20 protein-coding genes and 1 pseudogene are annotated in these 26,798 nt (G+C 57.3%); 6 read left to right on the forward strand and 15 right to left on the reverse strand.

Features of this window, described 5'->3' with window-relative positions:
- Positions 1 to 8: 8 nt before the first annotated feature.
- The 9 genes from tssC to ACOTWU_RS07920 all read right to left on the reverse strand — a co-directional run bounded on the left by tssC (position 9) and on the right by ACOTWU_RS07920 (position 11,145).
- Positions 9 to 1,508, reverse strand: coding sequence for a type VI secretion system contractile sheath large subunit (tssC, locus tag ACOTWU_RS07880; protein ID WP_006810956.1), 1,500 nt, complete (start codon positions 1,506 to 1,508; stop codon positions 9 to 11).
- A gap of 3 nt (positions 1,509 to 1,511) precedes the next feature.
- Positions 1,512 to 2,036: a type VI secretion system contractile sheath small subunit gene (tssB, locus tag ACOTWU_RS07885; protein ID WP_008502644.1), complete on the reverse strand. Its 525-nt coding sequence runs from the start codon at positions 2,034 to 2,036 to the stop codon at positions 1,512 to 1,514.
- Between the two features lie 75 nt (positions 2,037 to 2,111).
- Positions 2,112 to 3,128, reverse strand: coding sequence for a type VI secretion system protein TssA (gene tssA / locus ACOTWU_RS07890; RefSeq protein ID WP_015570331.1), 1,017 nt, complete (start codon positions 3,126 to 3,128; stop codon positions 2,112 to 2,114).
- A gap of 11 nt (positions 3,129 to 3,139) precedes the next feature.
- Positions 3,140 to 3,856 carry a type VI secretion system-associated protein TagF gene (gene tagF, locus ACOTWU_RS07895; RefSeq protein ID WP_015570330.1) on the reverse strand — a complete coding sequence of 239 codons (717 nt, stop codon included), beginning with the start codon at positions 3,854 to 3,856 and terminating at the stop codon, positions 3,140 to 3,142.
- Positions 3,857 to 3,872: 16 nt separating this feature from the next.
- Positions 3,873 to 7,493: a type VI secretion system membrane subunit TssM gene (gene tssM, locus ACOTWU_RS07900; protein WP_047727188.1), complete on the reverse strand. Its 3,621-nt coding sequence runs from the start codon at positions 7,491 to 7,493 to the stop codon at positions 3,873 to 3,875.
- A gap of 2 nt (positions 7,494 to 7,495) precedes the next feature.
- Positions 7,496 to 8,734: a DotU family type VI secretion system protein gene (locus ACOTWU_RS07905; RefSeq protein ID WP_003859963.1), complete on the reverse strand. Its 1,239-nt coding sequence runs from the start codon at positions 8,732 to 8,734 to the stop codon at positions 7,496 to 7,498.
- 17 nt (positions 8,735 to 8,751) lie between these two features.
- A complete protein-coding gene (gene tssK / locus ACOTWU_RS07910) occupies positions 8,752 to 10,095 on the reverse strand; it encodes a type VI secretion system baseplate subunit TssK (RefSeq protein ID WP_015570328.1) in 1,344 nt (447 codons plus the stop codon).
- Positions 10,096 to 10,123: 28 nt separating this feature from the next.
- The gene (gene tssJ / locus ACOTWU_RS07915) at positions 10,124 to 10,627 is read right to left on the reverse strand and encodes a type VI secretion system lipoprotein TssJ (protein WP_022648418.1); all 504 of its coding nucleotides are present in this window, start codon (positions 10,625 to 10,627) and stop codon (positions 10,124 to 10,126) included.
- A gap of 23 nt (positions 10,628 to 10,650) precedes the next feature.
- Entirely contained in the window at positions 10,651 to 11,145 is a 495-nt protein-coding gene (locus tag ACOTWU_RS07920) for a hypothetical protein (RefSeq protein ID WP_045335081.1), read from the reverse strand.
- Between the two features lie 847 nt (positions 11,146 to 11,992).
- Here ACOTWU_RS07920 and ACOTWU_RS07925 point away from each other — a divergent pair.
- Both ACOTWU_RS07925 and gap read left to right on the forward strand, forming a co-directional pair.
- Positions 11,993 to 12,973 carry a GlxA family transcriptional regulator gene (locus ACOTWU_RS07925; protein WP_126498633.1) on the forward strand — a complete coding sequence of 327 codons (981 nt, stop codon included), beginning with the start codon at positions 11,993 to 11,995 and terminating at the stop codon, positions 12,971 to 12,973.
- 78 nt (positions 12,974 to 13,051) lie between these two features.
- Positions 13,052 to 14,062 carry a type I glyceraldehyde-3-phosphate dehydrogenase gene (gene gap, locus ACOTWU_RS07930; protein ID WP_015570325.1) on the forward strand — a complete coding sequence of 337 codons (1,011 nt, stop codon included), beginning with the start codon at positions 13,052 to 13,054 and terminating at the stop codon, positions 14,060 to 14,062.
- An 87-nt stretch (positions 14,063 to 14,149) separates the two neighbouring features.
- Here the strand turns inward: gap and ACOTWU_RS07935 are convergent, their stop codons facing one another.
- Positions 14,150 to 15,487, reverse strand: coding sequence for a carbohydrate porin (locus ACOTWU_RS07935; RefSeq protein ID WP_108393977.1), 1,338 nt, complete (start codon positions 15,485 to 15,487; stop codon positions 14,150 to 14,152).
- A 437-nt stretch (positions 15,488 to 15,924) separates the two neighbouring features.
- Between ACOTWU_RS07935 and ACOTWU_RS07940 the strand changes: the two genes are divergently transcribed.
- The gene (locus ACOTWU_RS07940) at positions 15,925 to 17,607 is read left to right on the forward strand and encodes an alpha,alpha-trehalase (protein ID WP_032619545.1); all 1,683 of its coding nucleotides are present in this window, start codon (positions 15,925 to 15,927) and stop codon (positions 17,605 to 17,607) included.
- A gap of 90 nt (positions 17,608 to 17,697) precedes the next feature.
- Here ACOTWU_RS07940 and ACOTWU_RS07945 read toward each other — a convergent pair whose 3' ends face one another.
- Positions 17,698 to 19,800, reverse strand: coding sequence for a TonB-dependent siderophore receptor (locus ACOTWU_RS07945; protein ID WP_126498634.1), 2,103 nt, complete (start codon positions 19,798 to 19,800; stop codon positions 17,698 to 17,700).
- Between the two features lie 160 nt (positions 19,801 to 19,960).
- Between ACOTWU_RS07945 and ycgR the strand changes: the two genes are divergently transcribed.
- Complete coding sequence (gene ycgR / locus ACOTWU_RS07950) at positions 19,961 to 20,692, forward strand: flagellar brake protein YcgR (protein WP_017384309.1); 732 nt, start codon at positions 19,961 to 19,963, stop codon at positions 20,690 to 20,692.
- A gap of 37 nt (positions 20,693 to 20,729) precedes the next feature.
- Here the strand turns inward: ycgR and emtA are convergent, their stop codons facing one another.
- Positions 20,730 to 21,341, reverse strand: coding sequence for a membrane-bound lytic murein transglycosylase EmtA (gene emtA, locus ACOTWU_RS07955; RefSeq protein WP_032648573.1), 612 nt, complete (start codon positions 21,339 to 21,341; stop codon positions 20,730 to 20,732).
- Positions 21,342 to 21,448: 107 nt separating this feature from the next.
- Between emtA and ldcA the strand changes: the two genes are divergently transcribed.
- Together ldcA and ACOTWU_RS07965 are read left to right on the forward strand one after the other, a co-directional pair.
- Complete coding sequence (ldcA, locus tag ACOTWU_RS07960) at positions 21,449 to 22,363, forward strand: muramoyltetrapeptide carboxypeptidase (RefSeq protein ID WP_032648575.1); 915 nt, start codon at positions 21,449 to 21,451, stop codon at positions 22,361 to 22,363.
- A 97-nt stretch (positions 22,364 to 22,460) separates the two neighbouring features.
- The gene (locus tag ACOTWU_RS07965; RefSeq protein ID WP_017384312.1) at positions 22,461 to 24,194 is read left to right on the forward strand and encodes a potassium/proton antiporter; all 1,734 of its coding nucleotides are present in this window, start codon (positions 22,461 to 22,463) and stop codon (positions 24,192 to 24,194) included.
- Here ACOTWU_RS07965 and ACOTWU_RS07970 read toward each other — a convergent pair.
- From ACOTWU_RS07970 to ACOTWU_RS07980, 3 genes and pseudogenes are all read right to left on the reverse strand, one after another.
- Positions 24,129 to 24,281: pseudogene (locus tag ACOTWU_RS07970) on the reverse strand (hypothetical protein); the annotation flags it as partial. The gene ACOTWU_RS07965 and the pseudogene ACOTWU_RS07970 sit on opposite strands and share 66 nt — an antisense overlap.
- A 7-nt stretch (positions 24,282 to 24,288) precedes the next feature.
- A complete protein-coding gene (dadX, locus tag ACOTWU_RS07975; protein ID WP_032653929.1) occupies positions 24,289 to 25,359 on the reverse strand; it encodes a catabolic alanine racemase DadX in 1,071 nt (356 codons plus the stop codon).
- A gap of 9 nt (positions 25,360 to 25,368) precedes the next feature.
- Positions 25,369 to 26,667, reverse strand: a complete 1,299-nt coding sequence (locus ACOTWU_RS07980; RefSeq protein WP_126498636.1) for a D-amino acid dehydrogenase — start codon at positions 26,665 to 26,667, stop codon at positions 25,369 to 25,371.
- Positions 26,668 to 26,798 lie beyond the last annotated feature (131 nt).

Genomic DNA, 26,798 nt, shown 5'->3' on the forward strand with positions numbered 1-26,798 from the left:
AATTATCATTACGCGTCCTTCGTCTTCAGCGACGGCAGTTTAGATACCAGACGCAGGGAAACGGTCAGACCTTCCAGCTGGTAGTGCGGACGCAGGAAGAACTTCGCGGCGTAGTAGCCCGGGTTGTCTTCGATTTCCTGCACCTGCACTTCCGCCGCCGCCAGCGGTTTTCGGGACTTGGTTTCCTGGGAGGAGTTCGCCGGGTCGCCGTCGACGTAGTTCATTACCCAGTCGTTCAGCCAGCGCTCCATCTCTTCGCGCTCGCGGAAGGAGCCGATTTTGTCGCGCACGATGCACTTCAGGTAGTGAGCAAAACGGCAGCAGGCGAACAGGTACGGCAGACGGGAGGCCAGACGCGCGTTCGCGGTGGCGTCCGGGTCATGATACTCGGCCGGTTTTTGCAGGGACTGCGCGCCGATGAAGGCGGCGAAGTCGGAGTTTTTGCGGTGCACCAGCGGCATAAAGCCGTTTTTCGCCAGTTCCGCTTCACGACGGTCGCTGATGGCGATCTCGGTCGGGCACTTCATGTCCACGCCGCCGTCATCGCTCGGGAAGGTGTGGCACGGCAGGTTTTCCACCGCCCCGCCGGATTCCACGCCGCGAATCGAGGTGCACCAGCCGTACTCTTTAAAGGAGCGGTTGATGTTGGCCGCCATCGCATAGGCAGCGTTTGCCCACGAGTAGCTGTTGTGGTTCGCGCCGTCGGTCTGCTCTTCAAAATCGAAGCTGTCGACCGGGTTGGTGCGAATGCCGTACGGCAGACGCGACAGGAAGCGCGGCATCACCAGACCCAGATAGCGGGCATCTTCGGATTCACGCAGTGAACGCCAGGCAGCGTATTCGGTATTCTGGAAGATTTTGGTCAGGTCGCGCGGGTTAGCCAGCTCCTGCCAGGACTCCATCTGCATCACGCCCGGCGCGGTGCCGGTGATGAACGGACAGTGGGCCGCAGAGCCGATGCGCGCCATCTCGCCCAGCAGCTCAACGTCCTGCGGGCTGTGGTCGAAGTAGTAGTCGCCCACGATGCAGCCAAACGGCTCGCCACCGAACTGGCCGTACTCCTGCTCGTAGATTTTTTTGAAAATCGGGCTCTGATCCCAGCCCACGCCCTTGTAGCGCTTCAGGGTGCGGCCCAGCTCCTGCTTGGAGATGCTCATAAAACGGATCTTCAGCATCTCGTCGGTTTCGGTATTGTTCACCAGGTAGCTCAGCCCGCGCCAGGCGCTCTCCAGCTTCTGGAACTCCTCGTGGTGAATAATCTGGTTCACCTGCTGTGAAAGCTGCTCGTCAATACCGGCAATCAGGTTCTGAATGGTGCGGTAGGTATCGTTTGAGAAGGTCACGGTGTTTTCCAGCGCCTGCTGCGCCAGGGTTTTAACCGCGCTTTCTACGGCAGAGCGCGCCTGATCGGTTTTCGGGCGGAACTCTTTATTCAGCAGCGCGCTGAACTCGTCCTGGCTGAACGCCTGGCCCGCCTGCTGATCGTGTTGTTGAGTCTGGTTGCTCATCGATTATTCCTCGCTACCTTTCGCACTTTCGTCATTTTTTGGCAACTGGCTCAGGGATTTGAGCAGCGTCGGATCCTGGAGAATTTTCGCGATCAGCTCTTCCGCACCGTTTTTACCGTCCATGTAGGTCAGCAGGTTGGAGAGCTGGGTACGGGCTTCCAGCAGCTTGTTCAGCGGCTCTACTTTGCGGGCCACCGCGTCCGGCAGGAAGTCGTCCATGCTGTCGAAGGTCAGATCGACATTGAGCTTACCTTCGCCGGTCAGGGTGTTATCCACCTGGAACGCCACGCGCGGCTTCAGCGCCTTCATGCGTTCGTCGAAGTTGTCGATGTCGATTTCCAGGAACTTACGCTCGTCGACGGCTGGCAGATTTTCCACCGGCTTGCCAACCAGATCGGCCATAACGCCCATCACAAACGGCAGCTGAATTTTGCGTTCTGCGCCGTAGATCTCTACGTCGTACTCGATCTGCACGCGGGGAGCACGGTTGCGTGCGATGAATTTCTGTCCACTGTTACTCATTGCCATGATGTTCTCCATCAAAGATGCGCGGTGAAGGTGAAACGGCAGACTCCATGCCTGTCGTCATAATGCCAGGACGCGTCATTCGCGGCGTCCAAAGATGTTTTCCAGTTGGTTAACGCCGTCTGGCGCCAGGTCGCGAATAATGTCCATAAAGTTGAGTTCAGACAGCCGCTGCACCCGTTCAATCATCAGCGGTGCGGGATGGCTGGGTTCGTACTGCGCAAAATACTGCTTCGCTTTTTCCAGCATCAGCTGGGCGTCGGCGCGGCTGGTCACCTGCACGCTGCGCCAGTCCGTCACCTGCTGAACGGGCGACGCGGCCACCGGCTGCGGCTCGGCGTGCTGTTCAGCCTGCGCGTCACGGTTCGGCAGCAGCTTGCTGATATCGGTCACCTGACAGGCGCTGGAAACCAGTCCGACGGTTTTCAACAGCTGTTCCATCTCCGGTACGCCACTTTCCCCGAGATAGCCGGTAAGCAGTTCGCGGATGGCCAGCAGGCGTTCGTTGATCACGATTACCGCTTCGGTGCCGGGCTGATCGCCCCGGGCCAGCTCATCGATCAGTCGTGGACGACCGCCCGGATAATCCGGACACTCGGTTTTACTGCCGTCAAGCAGCGCCTGGGCGTCACGGAGCGAAATCTCATCGCCGTTTGAGCGGAGCAGTGAGGCGTTACGCACCGCGACCGTCAGGTCAGATTTATCACTCAGCCCGGCGAGGGCGTTGATACGGTAGAACGGATCGGTTTCGCCATACTCTTCCAGCAGCGGGTAAAGTTGCTCCCAGTAACGGGACAGGGCTTCCTGCACCAGCAGTAGCCCGTCGGCGTAACCTGCCAGCCCGCGACGACGCGTCCAGGCATGGGTTAACGCCAGCATGACGCGAAGATCTTTGGTGCGACCCAGCAGGCTGGTGGCGAGTTTTTCCACCGTGTTCCAGTCGGCAGGCTCTGCCGGAATGATGGTGTCGCCAAACTGCTGCTCGGCTTTACCCTGACTGGCCTGACCCATGGCCTGGAAATCAGCGTCGTACTCCAGGTTTTCACCGCAGGGGTTATCGGGGCTTATCGGCGCGAGAAATTCATCGATATTCATAAGATCCCTGCTTATTCAAACATAGGCGGGTAAAGACCGTGGCGGCCCGGACGGGCGCCGCCTGCCGGATCGAACAGCAGCGTAAAGAGCTGCCCGGTGAAGTTTCCGCTGTGGACGTGGGTGTACAGCGGATAGCCGTCGCAGCGGTTTGTCCACCAGTAGCTGGTCTGGCGCAGCGGATCAAAACACTCTGCCGCCTGCGGCCAGCCCAGCGTGCTCTGACCATCGTCGTCATAGCCAATCACGTCGAGAATGTCGGAACGCTTTTGCGGCTCAACCGGCTGGGGCGCCGGGATGGTCATCAGCATTTCATCCAGCTGGGAGGCAGAATAGCTGTTACGCACCGCGTGCAGCCCCAGACGGCCAAGCTGCTGGTACCAGCTTTCAGCCTGCCCGAGCAGGCGGGATGACCACTCGGCGGGGGTGAAGCTCAGTTGCAGGCATACCGGATAGTGGCGGCCTACGCTGTCACGGCCCGGCAGCAGGCAGCCCATCTGAATCATCTGGCTACCGAGCATCGGCGGGACGACAAAGTTCCACACCGGGGCTTTAGAAAACGGGCGCTCGCCGCTGCGCTGCTCTTCCTGTTGCCAGGCCAGCAGGCCGACCTGGAACCAGTGCGACCACTGGCGTTGCAGGGTATCCGGAAAGCGACGCTGCAAAAAATCTCCGGCGCTGGGTAATTTGCCATACCAGCTATAACGGTTCATCGCAGGGGTATTCGTCATACGGCTGTCCTTGCGGTTATGGGCATGAGAAACGGGGAAGCTGGAACGGGTTACGGATGCTGTTCGGGGCAAACTCCAGCGTGACCTGATGTCCGTCGACGTTGAAGGTCGCCTGACGGCTCAGGCTACCCGCGCCAGGGCTGGTGCGCGCCTTGTCGAAAAAGCGGTTGAGCGCCCAGGAACCGTTGGTCACCAGCGTTGCGGTGCTGCCATTGGCCAGACCGAGCTGCATACGCACCTGGTTCGTCCCGCCCGGCCCCGGCCAGGTCATGATCTGCACCGCCTGCGGACCGTGGCTGTAGCGCAGCAGCTGGCCGTCCACGTCCAGCGTCAGGTTCAGAATGGTGTTGTCCATCCGCACGGTGCGCACCGTGACCTTAAAGGATGGCGTGGTCGCGCCGTTGGCAAAGAAGGCATCGCGGACAGACTGCGCCTGCTGGAACGGACGCAACAGCCCTTCGCTGCCCGGCAGCGTTTTACCGTCGATGCCCGGCATAAAGCGCCAGTTCGCCTGGGTGGTGTCCACCTTGTTGGTCAGGTTGTCGCGGAAAAAGGTGTCCATCAGTCCGGTGCCCGGCGCGAACATGCGGGCGAGATCGTCCGGCGTCACCTCGGTGCTGGCGCTGCGCACCAGTGGATAACGCCCGGCAATCGCCTGACGGCAGAACCCACCCACTTCCACGTTAATGCGCTTACGCACGTTCTCCAGATCGCGACGCTGGGTGTCGCTGCTGGCGCCGACGGCCATATTGCTGAACATGGTTTGCAGCCCGCCCGGCAGACGTCCCGCGCTGGCTTGCAGGCGGCTGATTGCATCGCCGCCCGGCGCGGGCATACCGCTGTTTGCCGCATCCTGAACGGCGGTCAGGTAGCGATAAAGCTCGTCAACCTGCTTAAGAAAATCGTCGAAGACGATGGTCTTGCCACCCTTCTCCAGCGGCTGCGCCAGCTCAATCATCGGCGCATAGTGGTCAGTCACCAGTTGTTCAGGCGCCTGCGTCACAACCGCGCCCTGCGTCGGGGCATTGTCACCGTTGCTGAACAGCGCTTCCAGCGTGCGGGTGGCGCGGTTGCTTTGGTCTTCCGCTTTCTGCGCATCTTCCGGCGCAGGCGCAGTGCGCGACAGGGTCAGCACCTTGCTCAGGTTAAGCACCAGACGGCGCAGCGGCGAGTTGGTGCCTGAAAGCAGGCGCGCGGTGTTAATACGCTGGGAAAGATCGGCGCTGTTGTTGAGCTGAATGTCAGCGAGAAAGCGATCCCAGTTGACGATAAAGTCGCGCATGTAGAGCTGGCGCACGGCGTTGTCGATCTGCTGTTTATCTTCCTGGGCGGTGGTCGCTCCCAGTACCCAGGCGTCGTCCTCGTGCAGGGCGGTGGTCACGCTGTCGATCTGGTCGTTGAAGCTCTTCCAGTAGCCGTCCGGCGTATAGAGGCCCGGTACGCCTTCACTCACCGGCTTGCCGCTTTTACGGGAAAACACCAGCTCGCTCTGCGGGCCGCCGAGATCTGAAAGCGAAACCGGCTTCAGGTTCTCATCATGCTCCAGCAGACGTTTCAGGCGGCCATATACGCGAGTTGAGAGCGGCTGCTGGTTGATAAGCGCCCTTTCACGTGCCACCAGATCCTCATCCTGCGCATACGGTGAAGCCTGAATTTTTGGCTCCAGCAGCTGGGTCAGGTGCCATTCCAGCTCCTGAAGCTGCGCCTGCGTCACGTTCTGTGGCAGGTTGCGTTGCAGGTTGAGCATCACCCACGAGTGCAGGAATTTGCCGTCATAGTGCTTCGGCTGGTAGAGCATCTGATAGGCTTTCAGCGCCTCATAGCTGTACTCCACGTCGCTGCCGTTGTCGTTGCGCAGCCAGGTGGTAATGTGCATCGCCACGGCGGGCAGCAGCATCTGATCCAGCGCCTTCTGATACAGAGACTGCGAGGCATCGCTGACGTCATCCCCGCGATAAAGCCCCATGCGGCGGGAAACCGGCGGGTCGTTAACGTCGAAGGCATTGCTTTTCGGCAGATCCACCAGGCTGTTAAGCAGCGGCAGAAGCGCAAACAGATCGCGCTGGGGCTGGTTTTGCAGCGCCTTGCTCTGCTGCTCCAGCATCGGCACTTTTGCGTCCACTTCTTCCAGATAGGCTTTATTTTTGGCGTAGCTGGTCAGCCACAGGCCACCCAGGATCACCAGCAGGGCCAGCAGCGCCGCGTAGCCGGACCACATCACGGCGCGGTTGCGCAGTTCCCACCAGCGGTTTTCCCCGGCGATGCCCGCTTCCTGGAAAATCACGTTTTGCAGCAGGTTTTTAATGAAGAAGCTTTGGCCCTTCGCGCCTGGGATCGGCGCCTCTTTGCTCACCGAATCCCAGCGCGTGCTTTCCCCCCCTTCAGGTAAGGAGAGCGCGCGATTCAGCTCGCCCATCACGCGGTCAAACGGCATCCCTTCCTGAGTGCCACTGGCAAAGTAGATGCCGCGCGGCGAAAATTCGGTTTCGAAGTTTGAACGGGCAAAGACCGTGCTCAGGTAGTCTGCCAGCAGCGGACGCAGCGCGGCGAACTCCTGCGGGAAGAGATAGGCTTCCGCACGGGTTTTGGCGTCATGCTCTTTGAGCATGGTTTCCGGAAGGCCAGCATCCAGACGCTGTTGCAACAGGGAAAATTCCTGCTGGAAGTTGCCCATCAGGTCGTAATCAGCGTGTTTGGTCTGCTCCCACGGCAGCGTAAAGCCCCAGATCTGGTCGCGCTGGGCTTTGTCGTAATCCGCAAACCAGGCGCGGAAGCCTTTAAGCAGGTCCGCTTTGGTCACCATCACATACACCGGGAAGCGAATACCCAGCTGTTCATGCAGCTCGGAGAGACGCTGGCGCAGGTTGACCGCCTGCTGGCGCGAGGCCTCAGCGGACTGCGAAAGCAGGTCGGAAATGCTGATGGTGATAATCACGCCGTTAATGGGCTGGCGACGGCGGTATTTACGCAGCAGGTTGATAAATTCCAGCCACTCCCCGGCGTCCTGAACCTGCTCGCTCTCCTGAGTGGTGTAGCGCCCCGCGGTATCCAGCAGAACCGCCTCGTTGGTAAACCACCAGTCACAGTTGCGCGTGCCGCCAATGCCGCGCAGCGCGGTTTTACCGAAGCGATCCGCCAGCGGGAATTGCAGCCCGGAGTTGGCCAGCGCGGTGGTTTTACCTGAACCCGGCGCGCCAATAATGACGTACCACGGCAGCTGATAGAGGTACTGTGTGCTGAAGCGCTGCGTCCACTGCGCGCCATGTCCCGCTTTGCTGAAGTGGGCTTTTTTCAGCATCTGGGCGGCTTCATCGAAACGCCCGGCAAGGATCTGCTCCTCGCTGTTCAGACGTTTCTGCGGATCGGCCGCCTCCGGGCTGGTGGTATTTTCGTTGAGCTTGTCCATCAGCTTACGGTTCAGCCAGGCGTTATACAGCCGCGGCAGAATGTGGCTCTGGGCCCAAATCAGGTAGACCACCGCAATGCTGATGACGCGGTTCTGCTCTGATTCAAGGGGCCGGGTATCCACGATGGACAACAGCGGGCCAATCATCCAGATGACCGCCGCGAGCGCCGTTACGCCCAGGAAGCTCCACAGAATGCGATTGGTCAGTATAGAAAGTAGAGTTGTCAGCATCCTTAGTTTCCTTGCGGCAATCCGTTCAGCTCGGCCTGGGTATTGTCAGGCGATACCAGCAGCGTAATCTCTACGCGGCGGTTACGGGCGCGATTTTCAGGCGTGGTGTTAGGCGCTACCGGGTTGATCTCACCCCGCCCTTCGGCTTTGACGCGCTCAGGCTGTGAGAGGCTACCCTGGAGCTGTTTTTGCACCGAACGGGCGCGCTCAAGCGAGAGTTCATAGTTAGAAGCGAAGCGTGCGCTGCGGATCGGCACGTTGTCGCTGTACCCCACCACCAGAATTTTGCCGCTGACGTTATTCATCGCCTGGGCGATGCGGTCGATGACCGGCTCATAGCGATCGCGCACCACCGTTGAGGCCGAGGCAAAGAGTCCGTCCCCTTTCAGGATCACCACGCTGCGATCCGCCTCATCCTTAACGGCCACCAGACCGGCATCAATTTCTGGTTTCAGGAAGCCGCGCAGGTTCAGCACCGCTGGCAGCTGACGCGCAGGCTGCTGGATGGTAGTTTCCGGCAGTTGGGACTGGTAAATTTTCGCCAGCACCGGGCTGGTGTTATCACCCAGACGCCAGTTCAGCACGATATAGAACAGGCAGGCGATAAAGCCGACCAGCGCCACGCACGCCCAGAGTGGGATCATCGGCCGCCAGAGCTTGCGCAGAACGGGGCGATCTTCCGGGTGCGGCGAGAGCGGCGGCGGGTAGCTGCCGCGCACGCCACGGATCATCTGCCACAGGCGCTGTTTGATGGTTTCAAGCTGGGTTCGGCCATTGTCCAGCACGCGGTAGCGGCCTTCAAAGCCGAGCAGCAGACAGTAGTTGATCATCTCCAGCAGCAGAATGTGTTCGCGCGGATTCTGCGAAAGACGCGCCAGCAGCTGGAAAAACTTCTCACCGCCCCAGGTTTCGTTATGAAACGTCACCAGCAGACCATTGCTTGACCAGACGCCGCTGCTTCCCCAGGGGGTCAGCGCGGCGGCTTCGTCCAGCGCCGTGCAGAGGCAGTAGCGCGCGCCGACAATCACTTCATACGGTAGGCCCGCCTGCTGGCATCGCACCTCGAAACGGCGAATTTCGTCAATCAGGCGCTGGCGCAGCCCGACCTGATCGTCGTGGGAAACCGAATGACGGATTTGCGGAATCGCATTGAGCAGCGGATTGGCGGCCGCCACCAGCTGATTGTTCCCACTGGCTCCGGTAAACACGGCATCACTGCCGGTATCCTGTCGTTCCTGCATATTAAGCGCTCGCTTTATTATTCTGTCGGGCTACGGATGGCCCAGAACTCCATATCGAGACCCGGGAATTCCCCTGCGAGATGCAGCGCGAATGCCCCGGACTTGTCCATCTCGTGCCACAGTTCGCTGCCCCTCTCGAGCTCGAAATAGCTGTAGCCTGCATGCCACGGGATCTGCGGCGGCGCGACGGGCATTGCCCGAAGCATGATGCCCGGCAGCTGGAGCTGGACCAGATCGCGAATTTTCGACACTGGCGCAACCTTCATTTGGGCAGGGAAATGGGTTTGCAGGTGTTCGCCGGGGACATTGGCTTTTACCGCCAGCACGAAGCCAAATTCGCGGACCATGCTGGTCTCCGGCACGGTGGCGATGTTCAGCCCGTGGGAGCGTTCGTGCAGCGGCAGCTGGATGGCATGATCTTCCATGACCAGCGACAGCCCCTGACGCAGCATCAGCATCAGTTTGCTGAAGCAAACGGCGAGATCGTCATGGTCGTATACCGGCAGTATGCTCTCTGCGGTACGCTGCGGCGTCCAGGTGGCGAGCTCCGTGGCGAACGGCAGCCAGCTGCGCCAGAGCGCTTCCGGGTGAAGCAGCGGCAGCGTTTTTAAATGTGAGACGTCGCCAAGGTGGCGGTTGATCAGCGAGAGAAGCGTGAACTCAACCATCTCGGACGTATTGAAACGCCCCGGCTGGCGCAGTCGACCGCCGATCTGCTGGCTACGCTGCACCAGCAAGCCGTGCAGGTCATTGATCATGCCGTACAGCTGCGGGCTGTTATTGGCGTTCAGCATTGGCGGGATGTAGCTGTTATCCAGCCGCACGTGGTTATCGTTGCGCTTTTCGGTGACGTACGCCACGCCGATGGCGGTCCATTCTGCCGTCAGATCTTTCTCCAGCATCAGGGTCAGACGCAGGCGGCCAAACTGGACCGTCGCCTCCCCGACCGACATGGCGTTGTCGTCTTCCACCTCTTGTTCAAAGGTAATAAAACGCGCCAGAGAAGACTGCTCCTCGCTGAAAATCACCTCTTCACGGCCACCGCGACGAACCGGCAGCGCAAGCACCACCTTTTCATTGGTCAGATTATCGGGGATTTTTAGCGGAGCCGGACCGTTGCGGTCGCTGCGAACCTGGAAAAAGGTGCCGTCAGGCAGCAAACCGCTACAGTAGCTCAGGGCAATACAGCCCTGGCGAAGCATCGCTTCATCCAGCTCAAGGTCGAGAAAGCCCCAAAGATACGATCGCTGCAAGGCCCCCCACTCACGAACGTGGTTGAGGAGGTAACTTTCTGTCCGCTGAAAATGGTGGGGACGCAGGAACATGCCCTCGGTCCAGACGACCTTTTCTGCTTTCGTCATGATGATCTCTTTCCTGTTATGAAGGGCGTTACTGGCTGATGACCCGGATACCATTTACGTCAAGAAAGACGCTGGCCTGGAGTTCATCTGCGGACCATTTCCAGAACTGGTAAATCGCGTTTTCGCCGGGAACAGGCAAAGGAAGTGAGACGCGCCATTTTTTACCGTCCAGCGCCTGGTATTCCGCCATCACGCCGATATAGCGCGCTTCCGGTGAGCTTTGTCCGCTCAGGGTTTTCGAAAGCTGGCCCGGCATCAGGAAGAACACATCGCTGTTCAGCAGATTCGCGCCAAGCGTGGCTGACGCGTTGTTCTGTAAGGAGTAGAAGTCACTGGACATGAAATCCGCATCGGATTTCAGCAGCAACACTCTGACCTTAAGCGGTGCAGAATCATTGATTTGAGGATGAGCCTGAAACTGAAGATTGTAGCGGGAGGGGTCGCTGTGTGAAGACGACGTACAACCACCGATCAGCGCGAGAATCAACGCAAAAAAAGGGAACCACATCCGATGAAAATTTTTATTATTCATAAAAATATGCTCGTGAAACCCGTTTAGTTCAGGATCCAGGTACCGTTCGCGCTGTCTTTGCAGGCTTTGCTGTTGCCATCGACATCAACACAGGTGGTTTTCTTACGCGCTTTCGGGCGCAGTGCCTGTTTACGCACGGTGGCTTCGTACTGGTCAGCCTTGATCACGGCACGCATCGGTACGTAACCAATCAGCTGTTCACTCCCTTCATCGGCTAGCGCCATCCAGAAATGTTCAACCTGCCCCAGCACAACGTAAGTTTTGCCGGTCTCAAGCGTACGGATCACTTTTCCGCCGTAGTCAGGACGGCTCATCAGGGATGCCGGGTACATGGCACGGTACGGTTCATTCACCTGAGTGAACTCCACCGGAGGGGTAACAGCGTGACGGTGCGTCAGCGTGATGCCATTCACCTGGCTGGTCACAATCGTATCATCGGTGATCGCTGGTTTCTGCGGCGCCTTACAGCCCGCCACCGCCATAACAAACAGAAGTGATAACAATACGCGCAGTTTCATATGCTTTTCCGTAGCGATATTTAGAGGATGAAGAGAGGGGATAAAATTTGACTTAGGTGCTATTGTTAAAATAGTCGGAATATTTTCAGCAGGTAACTATTTTAAGGCATAGCTACCGCACGAACCCGACAGAAATGGGCCCAGCATGCTCCTGACATATTTTGACAAACGGTAGACAAGTTTACATGAGCTTGTCATCAATTCAATATTTCCCACCTGCTTAATGGCGTTTAATGATACGCCCAATGCATTATAGGATTAATCTCATAAAAAATGCGCACTTAGGTAAAATCGTCTTTTTCTTAGACAGATTTCGAGCATAACTCTATGAAAATTAATGGCTAAACAGGAAAAAGAGAACCACTATCATTAACGTAACCCCTTATTATCTCCACTACCATAATTAGTAGAATTTCATTTTTTCTGTGCGCTGCGGGATATATCTGGGATATTTTCATTGTTGCATTCAGAAGATAACTTTTATTGTGCACGAGCGTCCCGCATAAACAAATGGCGGCTAAGAAAATGGCAGAAATTTAATTTCGCGATCCGAAATAACCTGAGCAAAATTCCCCTTTGGGGTTATTTTTTGCACCTAAACAATTAAGCCCGGCTACATCTTTTTGCTCTCTCATCGTTCAGCGCGCTCCCTTGCAGCCCATAAACTGGGGGGTTCAGCGGCGCTGACAGTGAACCTCACGCAAGAAGTTTTACCGTTACTACATATTTCTTTTACTTCTTCCCAACATCTGCCGTTCTACTCTTTCACCCGGCACGCCTCATTTGTCTCTTCTACAATGTTCGCCTTCCGCTTGACTTATTTTGTGATAAAGGTACTTTTCAGGACATGAAGAAGATCCTGATTATCGTTCCTGATGGTGGCATGTTGTTTGAGGCCGCCGGTATCGCCGACATTCTGATGCAGGCCAACCGGCTGCACCCGGACGGCCTTGCGCAGCCCCGCTACCGCATCATTATCGCCACCACCCAGCCTCATCTGGTGATCCACGGCCAGTCCGGCTTGAACCTGCTGGCGGACTATCGCCTGCCGGAGCTTGATCCGCGCGAGCCGCTGGACACGATCATCATTACCGGCCGCGGCATGAATGAGCTGGAGAGCACCGCCGTGGTGGACTGGCTGCACCTGGCCGCGCCGCATGCGCGACGCGTCGCCTCTGTCTGCGGCGGGGCCCTGCTGCTGGCACAGGCCGGACTGCTCGATGGGCGCCGGGCAACGACCCACTGGCGGCTTCTGGAAACCCTGAAAACCCGCTATCCTGCGGTCAACGTTGAGGGCGGCCCGCTCTATGTTCAGGATGGCCCCGTCTGGACGTCCGGCGGCGTCAGCTCCGGGTTTGACCTGACGCTGGCGCTGGTGGAAGATGATTACGGCTTCACCCTCGCCCGCAATGTGGCGCAGGATATGGTGATGTACCTGCGTCGGCCTGGCGGTCAGCTACAGTTCAGCCGCTATAATCTGGAGCAGTCCGGCGCGAGCGGACCGGTCAGCGAACTGCAAAGCTGGATCCTGCAAAACCTCACCGCAGATTTGTGCGTCGAAAGGCTGGCCGAACGGGTCGCCATGAGCCCGCGCAATTTCACCCGCGTGTTCACGCGTGACGTGGGCGTGCCTCCGGCCCGTTATGTCACCGAAGCGCGCCTGGCCGCCGCCCGACAGCTTCTGGAGCAGACCCAGGATCCGCTTGAGGTCATTGCCGAAAAAAGCGGGTTTGGTACCAGCATCAACCTGCGCCGCGTTTTTGAAAAGCAGCTTCATCTCACGCCGGGCGAATACCGCCAGCGCTTCCACTGCCGCAGAATGGCGTAATATGATCCTTTTTTGTCATTTACGCCATCTGACCTGACGCCTACAGTAACTCCAGACAACACAGATAAGGAGTGCATCATGGTTAAGGTCGGTATTAACGGTTTCGGCCGTATCGGACGTAATGTCCTGCGCGCGGCGCTGGGCAACCCGGATCTCCAGATTGTGGCCATTAACGATCTGACGGACAGTAAAACCCTCGCCCATCTGCTGAAATATGACTCTCTGCTCGGCACGCTGCCGGTGCCTGTGGAAGCGGCGGACGGCGCGCTACAGGTTGACGGGCAACGCATCACCGTATTCAGTGAACGCGACCCGGCAAACATTGCGTGGAAAGACGCAGGCGTTGAGGTGGTAATTGAAGCAACCGGCTTCTTCACCGAACGTGAAAAAGCGGCGGTGCATATCACGAGCGGCGGCGCAAAACGCGTCATTATTTCCGCCCCGGCTAAAAATGATGATCTGACGGTGGTGATGGGCGTGAACCACACGCTGTACGATCCGGCCCAGCATTTTGTGGTCAGCAACGGGAGTTGCACCACTAATGGTCTGGCGCCAGCGGCGCAGGTGCTGCACCAGCAGTTTGGTATTGAGCACGGGCTGATGAACACCACGCATGCCTACACCAACAGCCAGGCGCTGCATGACCAGCCGGAAAAAGATCTGCGCGGCGCGCGCGCGGCAGCATTATCCATTGTGCCTTACTCCAGCGGCGCGGCAAAAGCGCTCGGGAAAGTGATCCCCGAGCTTGACGGTAAACTCACCGGGTATTCTCTGCGCGTGCCGGTTCCGGTGGTGTCGATTGTCGATCTGACGGTGACGCTGAGCCGCAACGTGACCGCCGAAGAGGTGAATGACGCGTTCCGTCAGGCTGCCGCCAGCGGGCCGCTGAAAGGCATCCTGGGCTACAGCGATGAACCGCTGGTCTCCCGTGATTATCAGGGCGACCCGCGCTCATCCATCATCGACGGGCTTTCAACGCTGGTGATTGGCGGGAATATGGTGAAGATCCTGTCGTGGTATGACAACGAATGGGGCTTCTCGAACCGTCTGGTGGATCTGGCGGTGCTGATGGATAAGAAAGGGTTGTAGCCGATCGTATTGCCGGGTGACGCTTGCGCATACCCGGCCTGCAAAATGGCCCCTCTGCCTGCTAACAGGGGGGCATCATGACACTCTTCAGAAATAATATTTAAACCGCACACGACCGCCATAACGATCGTCGTTCTTATCGCTTCCCTTTTTCGGCGACGCGTTCACCCACGAAGCGTAGGCGCCCAGGTAAATGTTAAAGTTCTTCATCTTCATTACGTTGGGAATAAGGTATGACGCATGGACAGTGTGAATATCATACTCACCCGGATCGGTGATCCAGCAATCATTCTCACACTCTGCGTCAAAGGTTGAAGTGTTAAATTCGTCGATTTCGTTATGTGCATAAATATAGCCCAGCTCAGCGTTACACCACAGGGCATTGACGCCGGAGGTGAAGTCCGTTTCGTCTGCGGCGTCAAGATACGCTGTGTTGAGATTCACGACTATGCCATCCTCAGGATCGGCTTTCAGACCATCCCAGGTCATCGTGAATCCGTAACCGGTGCGGTCAGACTGATCGACCCAACGACCCGCGTCATCCCGATAGCCATAAGCATTGTTGACCAGATTGGTTTCCATGGCGACGGCCGTTGAGAACGGGCCGTCCTGCCACGAAATAACTGGCCGGACATAGGCGACGTTCTTATCATTTTCCAGTTCCGCGCCATGGTAGCGCTGGTCGACGTACAGATCGCTGCCGTCTTTGAACAGCGTATTCAGCTCGAAATACCAGTTATCCAGCGTTTTACTCATCAGGAAGTTACCGCCGCTGTCGGTACGGCCACGCCCCTCTTTCAGCATATAAATGTAACCATAGCCGTCGCTATAAAGATCGTCCGCTGTATTGCCTGAGTATTCAACAAAGGTATCCTGGTTGAGCGGGAACATATCGTAGGCTTCAAAACGTCCAACTTTAATTTCCCACTCGTTTTCTGCGCCAAAGAAAAATACCGCATCATCAAGGTACATTTGCCCTGCCAAATCTCCCAGTGGTTGTACAGAAAATCCGGAAAAATGGCCGTTATCCATTTTCCGATAACCATCAAACCCCAGCAAAATACGACCATTAATATCCCACCGTTCTTTATCTCCCGGTGCCCAGTCGCTATTAGCACTTTGCTTAACAGAAGTCAGACTGCCGGTTTTGCTGGCAGCATCCATATTAAATTCCACATCGCCATAAAATTTTATATCTCCAAAGCCCGAAAGCGTCAGCTTCGGTGGTGCGTCTTTATTGACGGGCTCTTCTGACTGGACGACCACGGGAGCAGCCTGCTGACTGGCCGCCTGCTGTTGTTTCAACGCCTCGATTTGCGCCTCCAGTTGCGCCAGTTTTTCATCTACGCTCGTCGCGCTTTGTGCCGCAAAAAGAGAGCCAGAACAGAGTGCCCCCACGAGGACAACCATTTTTTTTAATTGCATAGAATCCATCCTGAAATAAAAGTGAATACCCGAAGTGATGGGCCACTCTATTTCGTCTAAATGTTTTTCGGCAGGCTATTATGTTTTTTGTTATGTCGGTTATGTTTTTTACTTTGTGTGACCTTCACGGAAAGTTATTCGCGGAATGTAATAAAGAAACACAACCCCGTTCACAGAATTAAAAAAGGTTGCAACCCATAAGCTTGGTCAATATTCATAGTTTGCCCTGACAGGATATTTAATTAAAATCACTCCCCAAAAAACATTTCCCGAGTAAATAGTTTTCGGCGCGCTTCTTACGTCCGGGCGCGGCGGTAAATTGTCTGGTAATGCGCAAAATGGGATATCTAACACGCGAAGCGGGCAATATTCGTCTAAGGTTTTCAGGTGATTGACGACAGCGGTGACGCTGCCCAGCGACGAATGGAGATGAACCGATGATAAAAACTCGAATGCTACGCCCTGGCTTGTTACACCTTACGTTGGCAGGCGCCCTACTCGGTGTTACCGCATTTGGTTATGCTGAAGACCAGCCAACGAGCCAGCAAAGCTCACCTGATATTCTCCTTGGCCCCCTCTTTAATGAAGTACAGAGCGCCAAACTGTTCCCGGATCAGAAAACCTTCGCGGATGCCGTTCCCAAAAGCGACCCGCTAACCATCCTGGCGGATTACCGGATGCAGCATACCCAGTCCGGTTTTGACCTGCGCCACTTCGTAGAGATGAACTTTATCCTGCCGAAGGAAGGTGAGAAATACGTTCCCCCTGAAGGCCAGAGCCTGCGCGAACACATAGACGATCTGTGGCCTGTACTGACCCGCACCACTGACAAAGCGAACAAATGGGACTCCCTCCTGCCCCTGCCAAAGCCCTATGTCGTGCCGGGAGGACGCTTCCGCGAAGTCTATTACTGGGACAGCTATTTCACCATGCTGGGGCTGGCCGAGAGCGGCCACTGGGATAAGATCGGCGACATGGTGGACAACTTCGCTTACGAGCTTGATACCTGGGGCCATATCCCTAACGGTAACCGCAGCTACTACCTGAGCCGCTCTCAGCCGCCTTTCTTCTCGCTGATGGTGGAATTGCTGGCCACGCATGACAGCGACGCGTTGAAGAAATACCGTCCGCAGATGGAGAAAGAGTACGCTTACTGGATGGAGGGGGCTGATGGGCTCCAGCCTGGTCAGGCGAACAAACGCGTGGTGAAACTGGATGACGGCTCGATCCTCAACCGCTACTGGGACGATCGGGACACGCCGCGCCCTGAGTCGTGGCTGGATGACGTGACCACCGCCAAAAATAACCCTAACCGTCCGGCCACCGAAATTTACCGCGATCTGCGCTCTGCCGCGGCCTCGGGCTGGGATTTCAGCTCCCGCTGGATGGACGATCCACAGAAGCTGGGTACCATCCGCACCACCAGCATCGTGCCGGTGGATCTGAATGCGCTGATGTTTAAGATGGAAAAACTGCTGGCCCGCGCCAGTCAGGAAGACGGCGATAACGCCAGTGCAAGTAAATATGACGCGCTGGCCTCCGCACGTCAGAAAGCCATGGAAAGCCACCTGTGGAACGATAAAGAGGGCTGGTATGCGGATTACGATCTGAAAACCGGGAAGGTGCGTAATCAGCTGACGGCCGCAGCCCTCTTCCCGCTGTATGTGAAGGCCGCATCACAGGATCGCGCGGATAAAGTGGCCGCAGCCGCGTCGTCACGCCTGCTGAAACCGGGCGGTATTTCTACCACCACCATCAACAGCGGGCAGCAGTGGGATGCGCCGAACGGCTGGGCGCCGTTGCAGTGGGTAGCGGTGGAAGGGTTGCAGAACTATGGTCAGCAGAAAGTGGCGATGGACGTAACCTGGCGTTTCCTGAAAAACGTTCAGCATACCTACGATCGCGAGAAGAAACTGGTTGAGAAGTACGATGTCTCTTCGACCGGTACCGGCGGTGGCGGCGGTGAGTATCCGTTGCAGGACGGTTTCGGCTGGAGTAACGGCGTGACGCTCAGGATGCTGGACATGGTCTGCCCGAAAGAGAAGCCGTGCGACAGCGTACCGGAGAATCAGCCTGCGGCAAACGATGATGTTGCACCTGCGAAACAGGCGGCGCAGTAGCGCCCCTCACCCTGACCCTCTCCCCGGTGGGGCGAGGGGACGGTTCCGTGCAATAGATTGGCCCGGTAGCGAAGCGCCACCGGGCTTTTTTCAGAAGCTGTAACTCGCCCCGACCTGGAACGTGCGGTCACGGCCTATCCAGCAGTTGGTCGCGTCATAGCAGGTGAGCGTCTCTTTGTTGGTGACGTTCTGCGCGCTCGCTTTCAACGTCAGCCCCTCCAGCGATGGCGCCAGCTCGCCCATGCGGTAAGACGCCGCCAGATCGTATTGCGTCGTACCGCCCAGCTTGCCTGCGTCGTTGGCTGGCGAGATCTCCATCGGCCCGGTGTAGCGTGCCCCTGCCCCCAGCGTTAACCCTCTCAGCGGCGTGCTGTCAACGGTGTAATCCCCCCACAGATTAAAGGCGTTCTCAGGGACCTGCGTCGGTCGTTTGCCCTGATACTTGTCATCTTCGGTATTGATGGCGTGGGTGTAGGCATAGTTGGCAATCAGCGTCAGGTTATCCGTTGGACGACTCATAGCGGAAAGCTCCGCGCCTTTCGATTCCACTTCCCCGGTCTGGCGATAGTTGAGGAAGCCCGGATCGCTGGTCACCACATTTTTCTGACGAATGTTAAACACCGAGGCGGTGAAGGTGGTTGCGTATTCCGCCAGCAGGTATTTCACCCCACCCTCCACCTGCTTGCTGGTGGTGGGCTTAACGTCTTTCGCGGTCAGCGTGCCCTGCGGCGATACCGGGGCGAACCCTTCCGAATAGCTGATAAACGGCGAGAGACCATTGTCGAAGGCATAAAGCGCACCCAGTCGCTTGGTGAGGCGATCCTGCGATACCCAGGCTTTGTCACCGTTTTGCAGATAGTTGGTGGTGACGGAACGGTAGTCGTCATAGCGCAGGCTGGCCAACACGTTCAGCCCGCCAAACGCAATCTGATCCTGGAGGTAATAGCCATTCTGCTGATAGCTGAGACGGTTTTTCTGCGCGGTTTCAAGCCCCAGCGCATCGTTATCGATCTGCGAGTGATCCGGATTATGCATATCGATACCCGGTGTGGACGAGGCGTAACGATAATGGAAGTGAGAGTTCAGCTTCTGGTAGTCAAAGCCCGCCAGCAGATGATGTTTCCAGTCCCCCAGCGCGACGGTTCGGGTGACCTGGTTATCAATGTTGAAGCTCTGTAAATCTTCATCCGTGGTATAGGCGAAGCGGTTAAGCTGGTAGACCTCGCTGCCCGTCCCGGTTGAATAGGCGCTGCGCTGGTGGGTGTCCACGTCAAAGTAGCGCGCTTTCTGGCTAAAGCCCCAGCCACTGTCAAACTCATGTTCAAAGCTGTAGCCCAGCATCCACTGACGCTGCTTAAAGCCGCTCCACTCATCCCCGGCATAGTCACGACGATCGGCGTATTTAGACCGTAGATAGCTTAGCGGCATCGGATCAGACGGCGTCAGGCTCGGCGTATTTTGCGCCAGCGCGTCAATGGTCAGGCGCGTTTTGTCATCCGGCTGCCAGGTCACGAAGGGGGCCACCAGATAGTTTTCATAGCGCGTGGTGTGCGCCTGTTCGTCACTCTCTGTCGCTTTACCCAGCAGGCGATAGTTCCAGTCGCTGGTCGCAATCTGCCCCGTGGAATCCAGGTACCCCTCTTTAAGATTGCGGTTTCCGGTGTTAAAGCCCAGTTCTGTTTTCGCCTCTTTCTGCGGCTTTTTACTCTGAATATTGACCAGCCCGCCCGGGGAGCCACCGCCATACAGCACGGATGACGGCCCCTTCAGGATATCGACGCTCTCAATCAGCAGCGGATCGATTCGCGCTTTAGTGTTCCCGGTGACGTTATAGGGAAGTTGCAGGCCGTTGTAGAACTCCTGCTCGACGTTGAACCCGCGGATTTTGTACTCGCTCATGTAAGAGGTGCTCCCGCGCACCTCCGTGGAAACGCCCGGCGCATAGCGCAGGATCTCGTTTACCGAACTGGCGTGCCGCTGCTCAATCTCTTTAGCGGCAATGGTGTTGATCACCTGCGGCGTTTTACTTTCCGCGACGGCTGATTTCGTGGCGCTGTTGGTCCAGGCAGGGAGCGCGCTGCCCTGCTCTGTACCGGTCACCACGATGGTGGGTTCTTCTGCAAAAGCCTGTGTTTGCAATGCCAGCGTGACGGCGCCTGCCAACGCGCATAACGCAAAACGTGAGGTGCTCATAGTGTCGTCTTGTTATTAGATGGTATTGGGAACGCCAATTATTATCATTTCCATTAGCAAATCAATATCGGCGGAGAAAAACAGATCGTTTGTATTAAGTTTCATGCCAGCGTGCCGATAACCCAGAGACAGTCTGTCATCTATCGAGGAGCCATCTGGCGTGAGTAGCTACAGTGAGCAGTTCCTGAAACAAAATCCGCTGGCTGTATTAGGGGTGTTACGCGACCTGAAAAAGGGCGAGGTGCCGCTGCGCATCAACTGGTCAACCAGCCAGTTTATCAGCAAGATCCTGGACGTGACGGCAGAACACCTGATCGTGGATCTGGGTAGCCAGAGCGAAGAAAACCGTGCCGCGCTCCAGGCAGAAAACCTCTCGGTGATGGCCGAAACGCAGGGGGCTAAAGTCGAGTTTATACTGCCCCGCCTGACCACGATCGCGTACCAGGGTTTGCCTGCGTTTATCGCTCCCCTGCCCGCTAACCTCTGGTTCGTGCAACGCCGCGAGTTTTTTCGCATCAGCGCCCCGCTTCACCCGGCCTATTTCTGTAAGGCAAAAATGCCGGACAAAAAAGAGATCCGCTTTCGTCTCTTCGACCTGTCACTGGGCGGGATGGGCGCGTTAATGGATACGCCGAAGCCGGAAGGACTGGTGGAAGGCATGCGTTTTAGTCAGATTGAGCTGGATATGGGCGGATGGGGACGCTTCTGGTTTGACGCCCAGCTGATTGCCATCAGCGAGCGTAAGGTGGTGGACAGCAAAAACGAAACCATTACCACGCCGCGACTGAGCTTTCGCTTTCTGAATGTCGGGCCAGGCGCCGAACGCGAACTACAGCGCATCATCTTCTCACTGGAGCGTGAAGCGCGGGAACGCGCGAACAAAGTGCGCTGAAAGGCGTCGGGCAGCATGCAGCCGCCCGACAAAGGCGTTACATGGCGTCCATCGCTTTCTGTACTTTCCAGATATAACGTGGAGCCTGTACTGACGGATGATTCTTCACAACGTGCTCGAAGAATTCATCTTTATCCATATCGTTAATCTCTTCTATCGCCTCTTTGCGATCGGATGAGAAGGTTCGGAGCAGCGCGCCGGCTCCGTTAACGTACGACACCACCAGCGCATATTGCATCACTTCCGGATCGTCAATCCCCTTCAGAATGCCATGCTCGAGAATGCTCAGGTAAGCGGTTCCCATAGAGATATTACGTTCCGGGTTTTTCAGCTCGCTGGTGGATGGCTGTCCCTTCCAGCCCATGTAGCGATAGACCTCTCTTCCCGCCGTCGAGGCTTTTAACTGCATCAGCCCCACCGCATTCGATTTACTCACCAGCGTCGGGTTGCCGCCGGACTCCACGGCAATGATCGCCGTGATCAGACGCGGGCTCACGCCCCAGGCCTTCCCGGCTTGTTCGCTGATCGGCATCCACTGCATGGCCCGCTTTACCGGCACTTCAGGGTTCCAGGGGGGATTTTGATAATCATGTTTTGAACTACAGCCAGCGAGCAGCACAATCAAAAAAGCAAACCATCTCAATTTCACGTCATCTATCCTTATAGCCGGTCATCGCGGTACGTCGCCCCTTGAAGCAGGCGGCGTATAAGCGGCATGATATAGACAATTAGATTCTCATTCAGCAAGGAATTGCCATGCCTCAGTTTCATCTCATCGCACCGTCAGGCTACTGCATCAACCAGGAGGCGGCACAGCGGGGCGTTCAGCGCCTGCTGGAAATGGGCCATCAGGTAGAAAATCAGACTATTATCCCCCGCCGTATGCAGCGTTTTGCCGGTACGGAGGCGCAGAGACTGAGCGATATCAACAGCCTGGCGACGCTGGAAGGTGAAAACACTATTGTGCTGGCCGTGCGCGGCGGCTATGGCGCAAGCCGGCTGCTGGAGAGCATCGACTGGGCCGGGCTGGCCGCGCGCCAGCAGCAGGATCCGCTGTTAATCTGCGGACACAGCGATTTCACGGCGATCCAGCTCGGCCTGCTTGCGTTGCATAACGTCATTACCTTTAGCGGCCCGATGCTGGCCGGCAACTTTGGTGCGCCGGAGCTGGATGCATTTACGCAGGACCATTTCTGGCGCGCCCTGCAAAACCCGACGTTCACCGTCGAGTGGCAAGGCAATGGACCGCACTGGGAATGTGAAGGACAGCTGTGGGGCGGCAACCTCGCGATGCTGGTGTCGCTGATTGGAACGCCGTGGCTGCCGCAGATCACGGACGGCATACTGGTGCTGGAAGATATCAACGAACACCCGTTCCGCGTCGAACGTATGCTGTTGCAGCTGTATCACGCCGGGATCCTGGATCGGCAGTCGGCCATTGTGCTGGGCAGTTTTAGTGGTTCAGCCCCCAACGATTACGATGCGGGCTATTCCCTGGAGACGATGATTGATTTCATTCGTTCCCGGCTGGATATCCCGGTGATCGCCGGTCTGGATTTCGGCCATGAGCAGCAAACCGTTACCCTGCCGCTGGGTGCCCAGGCGCACCTTGTACACGATAATTCAGGCAGTCGGTTAACAATCAGCGGTCATCCGGTCTTAAAGGCATAAAAAAGCCGTTATTCCCCCTCAATAAAACGCAGTTAACGTTGTTATTATGTTAGGGTTTTAATAACAGCGTTCACATTGAGGTGGGAGTAAGACGACATTGGGTGCCACAGCGATAATCAGTCTTTTCATTCTGGGTTCCATCCTGGTAACCTTTAGCATTTTATTAAGTTCATTTTCATCGCGTCTTGGCATACCTATTCTTGTCATTTTCCTGGCTATCGGCATGCTTGCCGGGATCGACGGTATCGGCGGTATCCCCTTCGATAATTACCCTTTCGCCTATATGGTGAGTAACCTCGCGCTGGCGGTGATTCTGCTGGACGGCGGAATGCGCACCCAGGCAAGTTCGTTTCGCGTTGCCTTAGGCCCGGCGCTGTCTCTGGCGACCGTCGGCGTGCTGATCACCTCCGGCCTGACCGGCATGATGGCGGCCTGGCTGTTTAACCTCGATATAATGGAAGGCCTGCTGATTGGCGCGATCGTCGGCTCTACCGATGCGGCGGCGGTTTTCTCACTGCTCGGCGGCAAGGGGCTGAACGAACGCGTTGGCTCCACGCTTGAGATTGAATCCGGCAGTAACGATCCGATGGCGGTGTTCCTGACCATTACCCTGATTGAGATGATCCAGCAGCACGAAACCGGCCTGAGCTGGATGTTCGCCTGGCACATCCTCCAGCAGTTTGGCCTCGGGATTATCATTGGTCTCGGCGGCGGTTACCTGTTACAGCATACGATTAACCGTATTACGCTGCCTTCCGGCCTTTACCCGCTGCTGGCCCTGAGCGGTGGGATCCTGATCTTTGCCGTCACCACCGCGCTGGACGGCAGCGGTATTCTGGCGGTTTACCTTTGCGGTTTCCTGTTGGGCAACCGACCGATTCGCAACCGTCACGCCATCTTGCAGAACTTCGACGGTCTGGCCTGGCTGGCGCAGATCGCCATGTTCCTGGTGCTGGGCCTGCTGGTGACGCCGTCGGACCTGCTGCCTATCGCCGTACCGGCGCTGCTTTTGTCGGCCTGGATGATCTTCTTCGCCCGTCCGCTGTCGGTGTTTGCCGGGCTGCTGCCGTTCCGCGGGTTTAACCTGCGTGAGCGGATATTTATCAGTTGGGTGGGGCTGCGCGGCGCGGTGCCGATTATTCTGGCAGTGTTCCCGATGATGGCCGGGCTGGACAACGCCCGTCTGTTCTTCAACGTCGCCTTCTTCGTAGTGCTGGTGTCGCTGCTGTTCCAGGGAACGTCTCTGGGCTGGGCGGCGAAAAAAGCCAAAGTGGTGGTACCGCCCATTGGCTGGCCGGTCTCCCGCGTGGGGCTGGATATTCACCCTGAGAATCCCTGGGAACAGTTTGTCTACCAGCTAAGCGCCGATAAGTGGTGCGTGGGCGCGTCCCTGCGCGATCTGCATATGCCCGCTGAAACGCGCATTGCCGCCCTGTTCCGGGATAACGCCCTGCTTCACCCGACCGGCAGCACGCGGCTGCGTGAGAACGATATCCTCTGCGTGATTGGCCGCGAGCGCGACCTACCTGCCCTCGGCAAGCTGTTCAGCCAGTCGCCCCCGGTGGCGCTGGATCAGCGTTTCTTCGGCGATTTTATCCTCGAAGCCAGCGCCCGCTTTGCGGATGTGGCGCTGATTTATGGCCTGGAAGGTGGACTGGAGAATCGCGATAACCAGCAAACACTGGGTGAGATTATTCAGCAATTATTAGGGGCTGCGCCGGTCGTCGGTGACCAGGTGGAGTTTGCCGGGATGATCTGGACGGTAGCGGAGAAAGAAGATAACGCGGTGCGCAAAGTCGGCGTAAGGCCGATGGAGGAGGAGGCGGAGTAGCTGCTTTTTTGCCGGGTGGCGGCTTCGCCTTACCCGGCCTACAAAACCCCGAACGTAGGCCGGGTAAGCGCTAGCGCCACCCGGCACACACAAGTTACACCGTCACAACAGGCACTCTTGGCGCCAGCGCGCACATCAGCTCATACCCGACGGTGCCCGCCGCAGCGGCCACATCATCAATTTTAACCTCGTTGCCCCACAGCTCAACCGGTGACCCGATCCCCGCCTGGGGACACGGCGTCAAATCGATGGCCAGCATGTCCATGGAGACGGTACCTACCGTGCCGGTGCGCACGCCATCGACCCACACCGGCGTGCCACTTGGGGCGATGCGCGGATAACCATCTGCATAGCCCCCCGCCACGATACCGATGCGCTGTTCACCTGCTGCCCGATAGCGGCTGCCATAGCCCACCGTATCGCCCGCTTTCAGGGTTTGCACGCCGATAATCTCGCTTCGTAACGTCATCACCGGCTTCAGGCCGCTGTTGGCGATATCCTGCCACTGACCTGAGGGTGACGCGCCGTACAAAACGATCCCTGGACGCACCCAGTTGTAGTGCGCCTCGGGATGCCAGAGCGTTGCCGCTGAGTTCGACAGCGAGCGCGGACAGTCCAGACCTTCTGCCGCCTGCTCAATGCGGACCATGGCATCGGCAATGCCGTCCGGCTTTTCCGCATCGGCGAAGTGCGCCATCAGCGTCATCTCACCGACGTTTTTCAGCGCACGAAGCTGCTGCCAGACCGTATGCACCCGTTCAGGCTGGAAGCCCAGACGGTTCATCCCGCTGTTCACTTTGAGATAGATATCCAGCGGGGCATGCAGCTTCGCGTCCTGGATGGCCTTGATCTGCCAGTTACTGTGAACGCTGGTCGTCAGGCGGTACTTATCCAGCAGAGGCAGATCCTGCGCATGAAAGAATCCTTCCAGCAGCAGGATCGGTCCTTTCCAGCCGCGCTCGCGCAGCAGGATGGCCTCTTCCAGATTCAGCAAGGCAAAACCATCGGTGCCGCCGAGCGCACTCCAGATACGGTCGATACCATGACCGTAGGCGTTGGCTTTCACCACCGACCAGACACGAGAACCCGGCGCAGCACGGCGAACAATTTGCAGGTTATCCTTCAGCGCCTGCAAATCCAGCTGGGCCAGAATAGGACGGGACATAACGACTCCTTAATTATGCGCGCCGTGCAGGTGTTGTGGACGCGATGGGGTAAACCCTGATTGATAGCGTGCGGCGCTCAAATCGTCAAACGGAATTGCCGGCGTCCTTCCGGAGATCAGGTCGCTCAGCAGCTGGCCCGAACCGCAGGCCATGGTCCAGCCAAGCGTGCCGTGGCCGGTGTTAGTCCACAGATTTTTGTATGGTGTACGGCCCACAATCGGCGTGCCGTCCGGGGTCATTGGGCGCAGGCCGGTCCAGAACGTTGCCTGCTCAATGAAGCCGCCGCGCGGGAAGAGATCGCCCACGACCATCTCCAGCGTTTCACGACGCGGTTTGAGCAGCTCGGTATTGAAGCCCACGATTTCCGCCATGCCCCCGACGCGGATCCGGTTATCGAAGCGGGTGATGGCGATTTTGTAGGTTTCATCAAGAATGGTCGAGACCGGCGCGCCGTTGTCCTCTTTCACCGGGATGGTCAGGGAGTAGCCTTTCAGCGGATAGACCGGGATATCCAGGATCCCTTTCAGCATCGCGGTTGAGTAGGAGCCAAACGCCATCACGTAGGCATCGGCTTTAATTACCTCTTCCCCACACTTCACGCCGTAAATCTTCTCCCCTTCCGACAGCAGTTTGTCGACAGAAATATTGAAGCGGAATTTCACCCCGGCCTGCTCACACATGCGCGCCAGACGCTGGGTGAATAGCTGGCAGTCGCCGGTTTCATCGTTCGGTAAACGCAGACCGCCCGTCAGCTTGTGCGCGACCTCGGCAAGCGCTGGCTCCACCTGCGCCAGCTGGCTGGCTTCCAGCAGCTGATACGGTACGCCAGCATCTTCAAGCACGGCGATATCGCGGGTCGCGTTTTCGTACTGTTGCGCGGTACGGAACAGCTGAAGCGTGCCGCCCTGACGCCCTTCATATTCAATGGCCGTTGAGGCACGCAGCGCCTTCAGGCAGTCGCGGCTGTATTCCGCCAGCCGCACCATACGCCCCTTGTTTTCCATATAGTGGCGGGTGTCGCAGTTGCGCAGCATCTGCCACATCCACTTAAGCTGGAACTGCGTGCCGTCAAGGCTGATCGCCAGGGGCGCATGTCGCTGAAACATCCATTTGATCGCCTTCAGCGGAACGCCCGGGGCCGCCCACGGCGCAGCGTAGCCCGGAGAGATTTGCCCCGCATTCGCCGCACTGGTTTCCAGCGCCGGACCGGATTCGCGATCGATAACGGTAACCTCATGTCCCGCCTGACTTAAATACCAGGCGCTGGTTACGCCAACGACACCACTTCCCAGTATGACAACACGCATAGCCACTCCATTATGAGCAAAAGAACAATCATCTAATTACAGATTGATAACCTAGTTGAAAATATTATTCAACATATGACTTTTTTATGGTGACTCAACTCACATATCCCGCTGTATCAGGGGATGGCGCT

The organism is Enterobacter cloacae complex sp. GYL001 (genome assembly GCF_049237125.1).
GTDB classification, from domain to species: domain Bacteria; phylum Pseudomonadota; class Gammaproteobacteria; order Enterobacterales; family Enterobacteriaceae; genus Enterobacter; species Enterobacter hormaechei_C.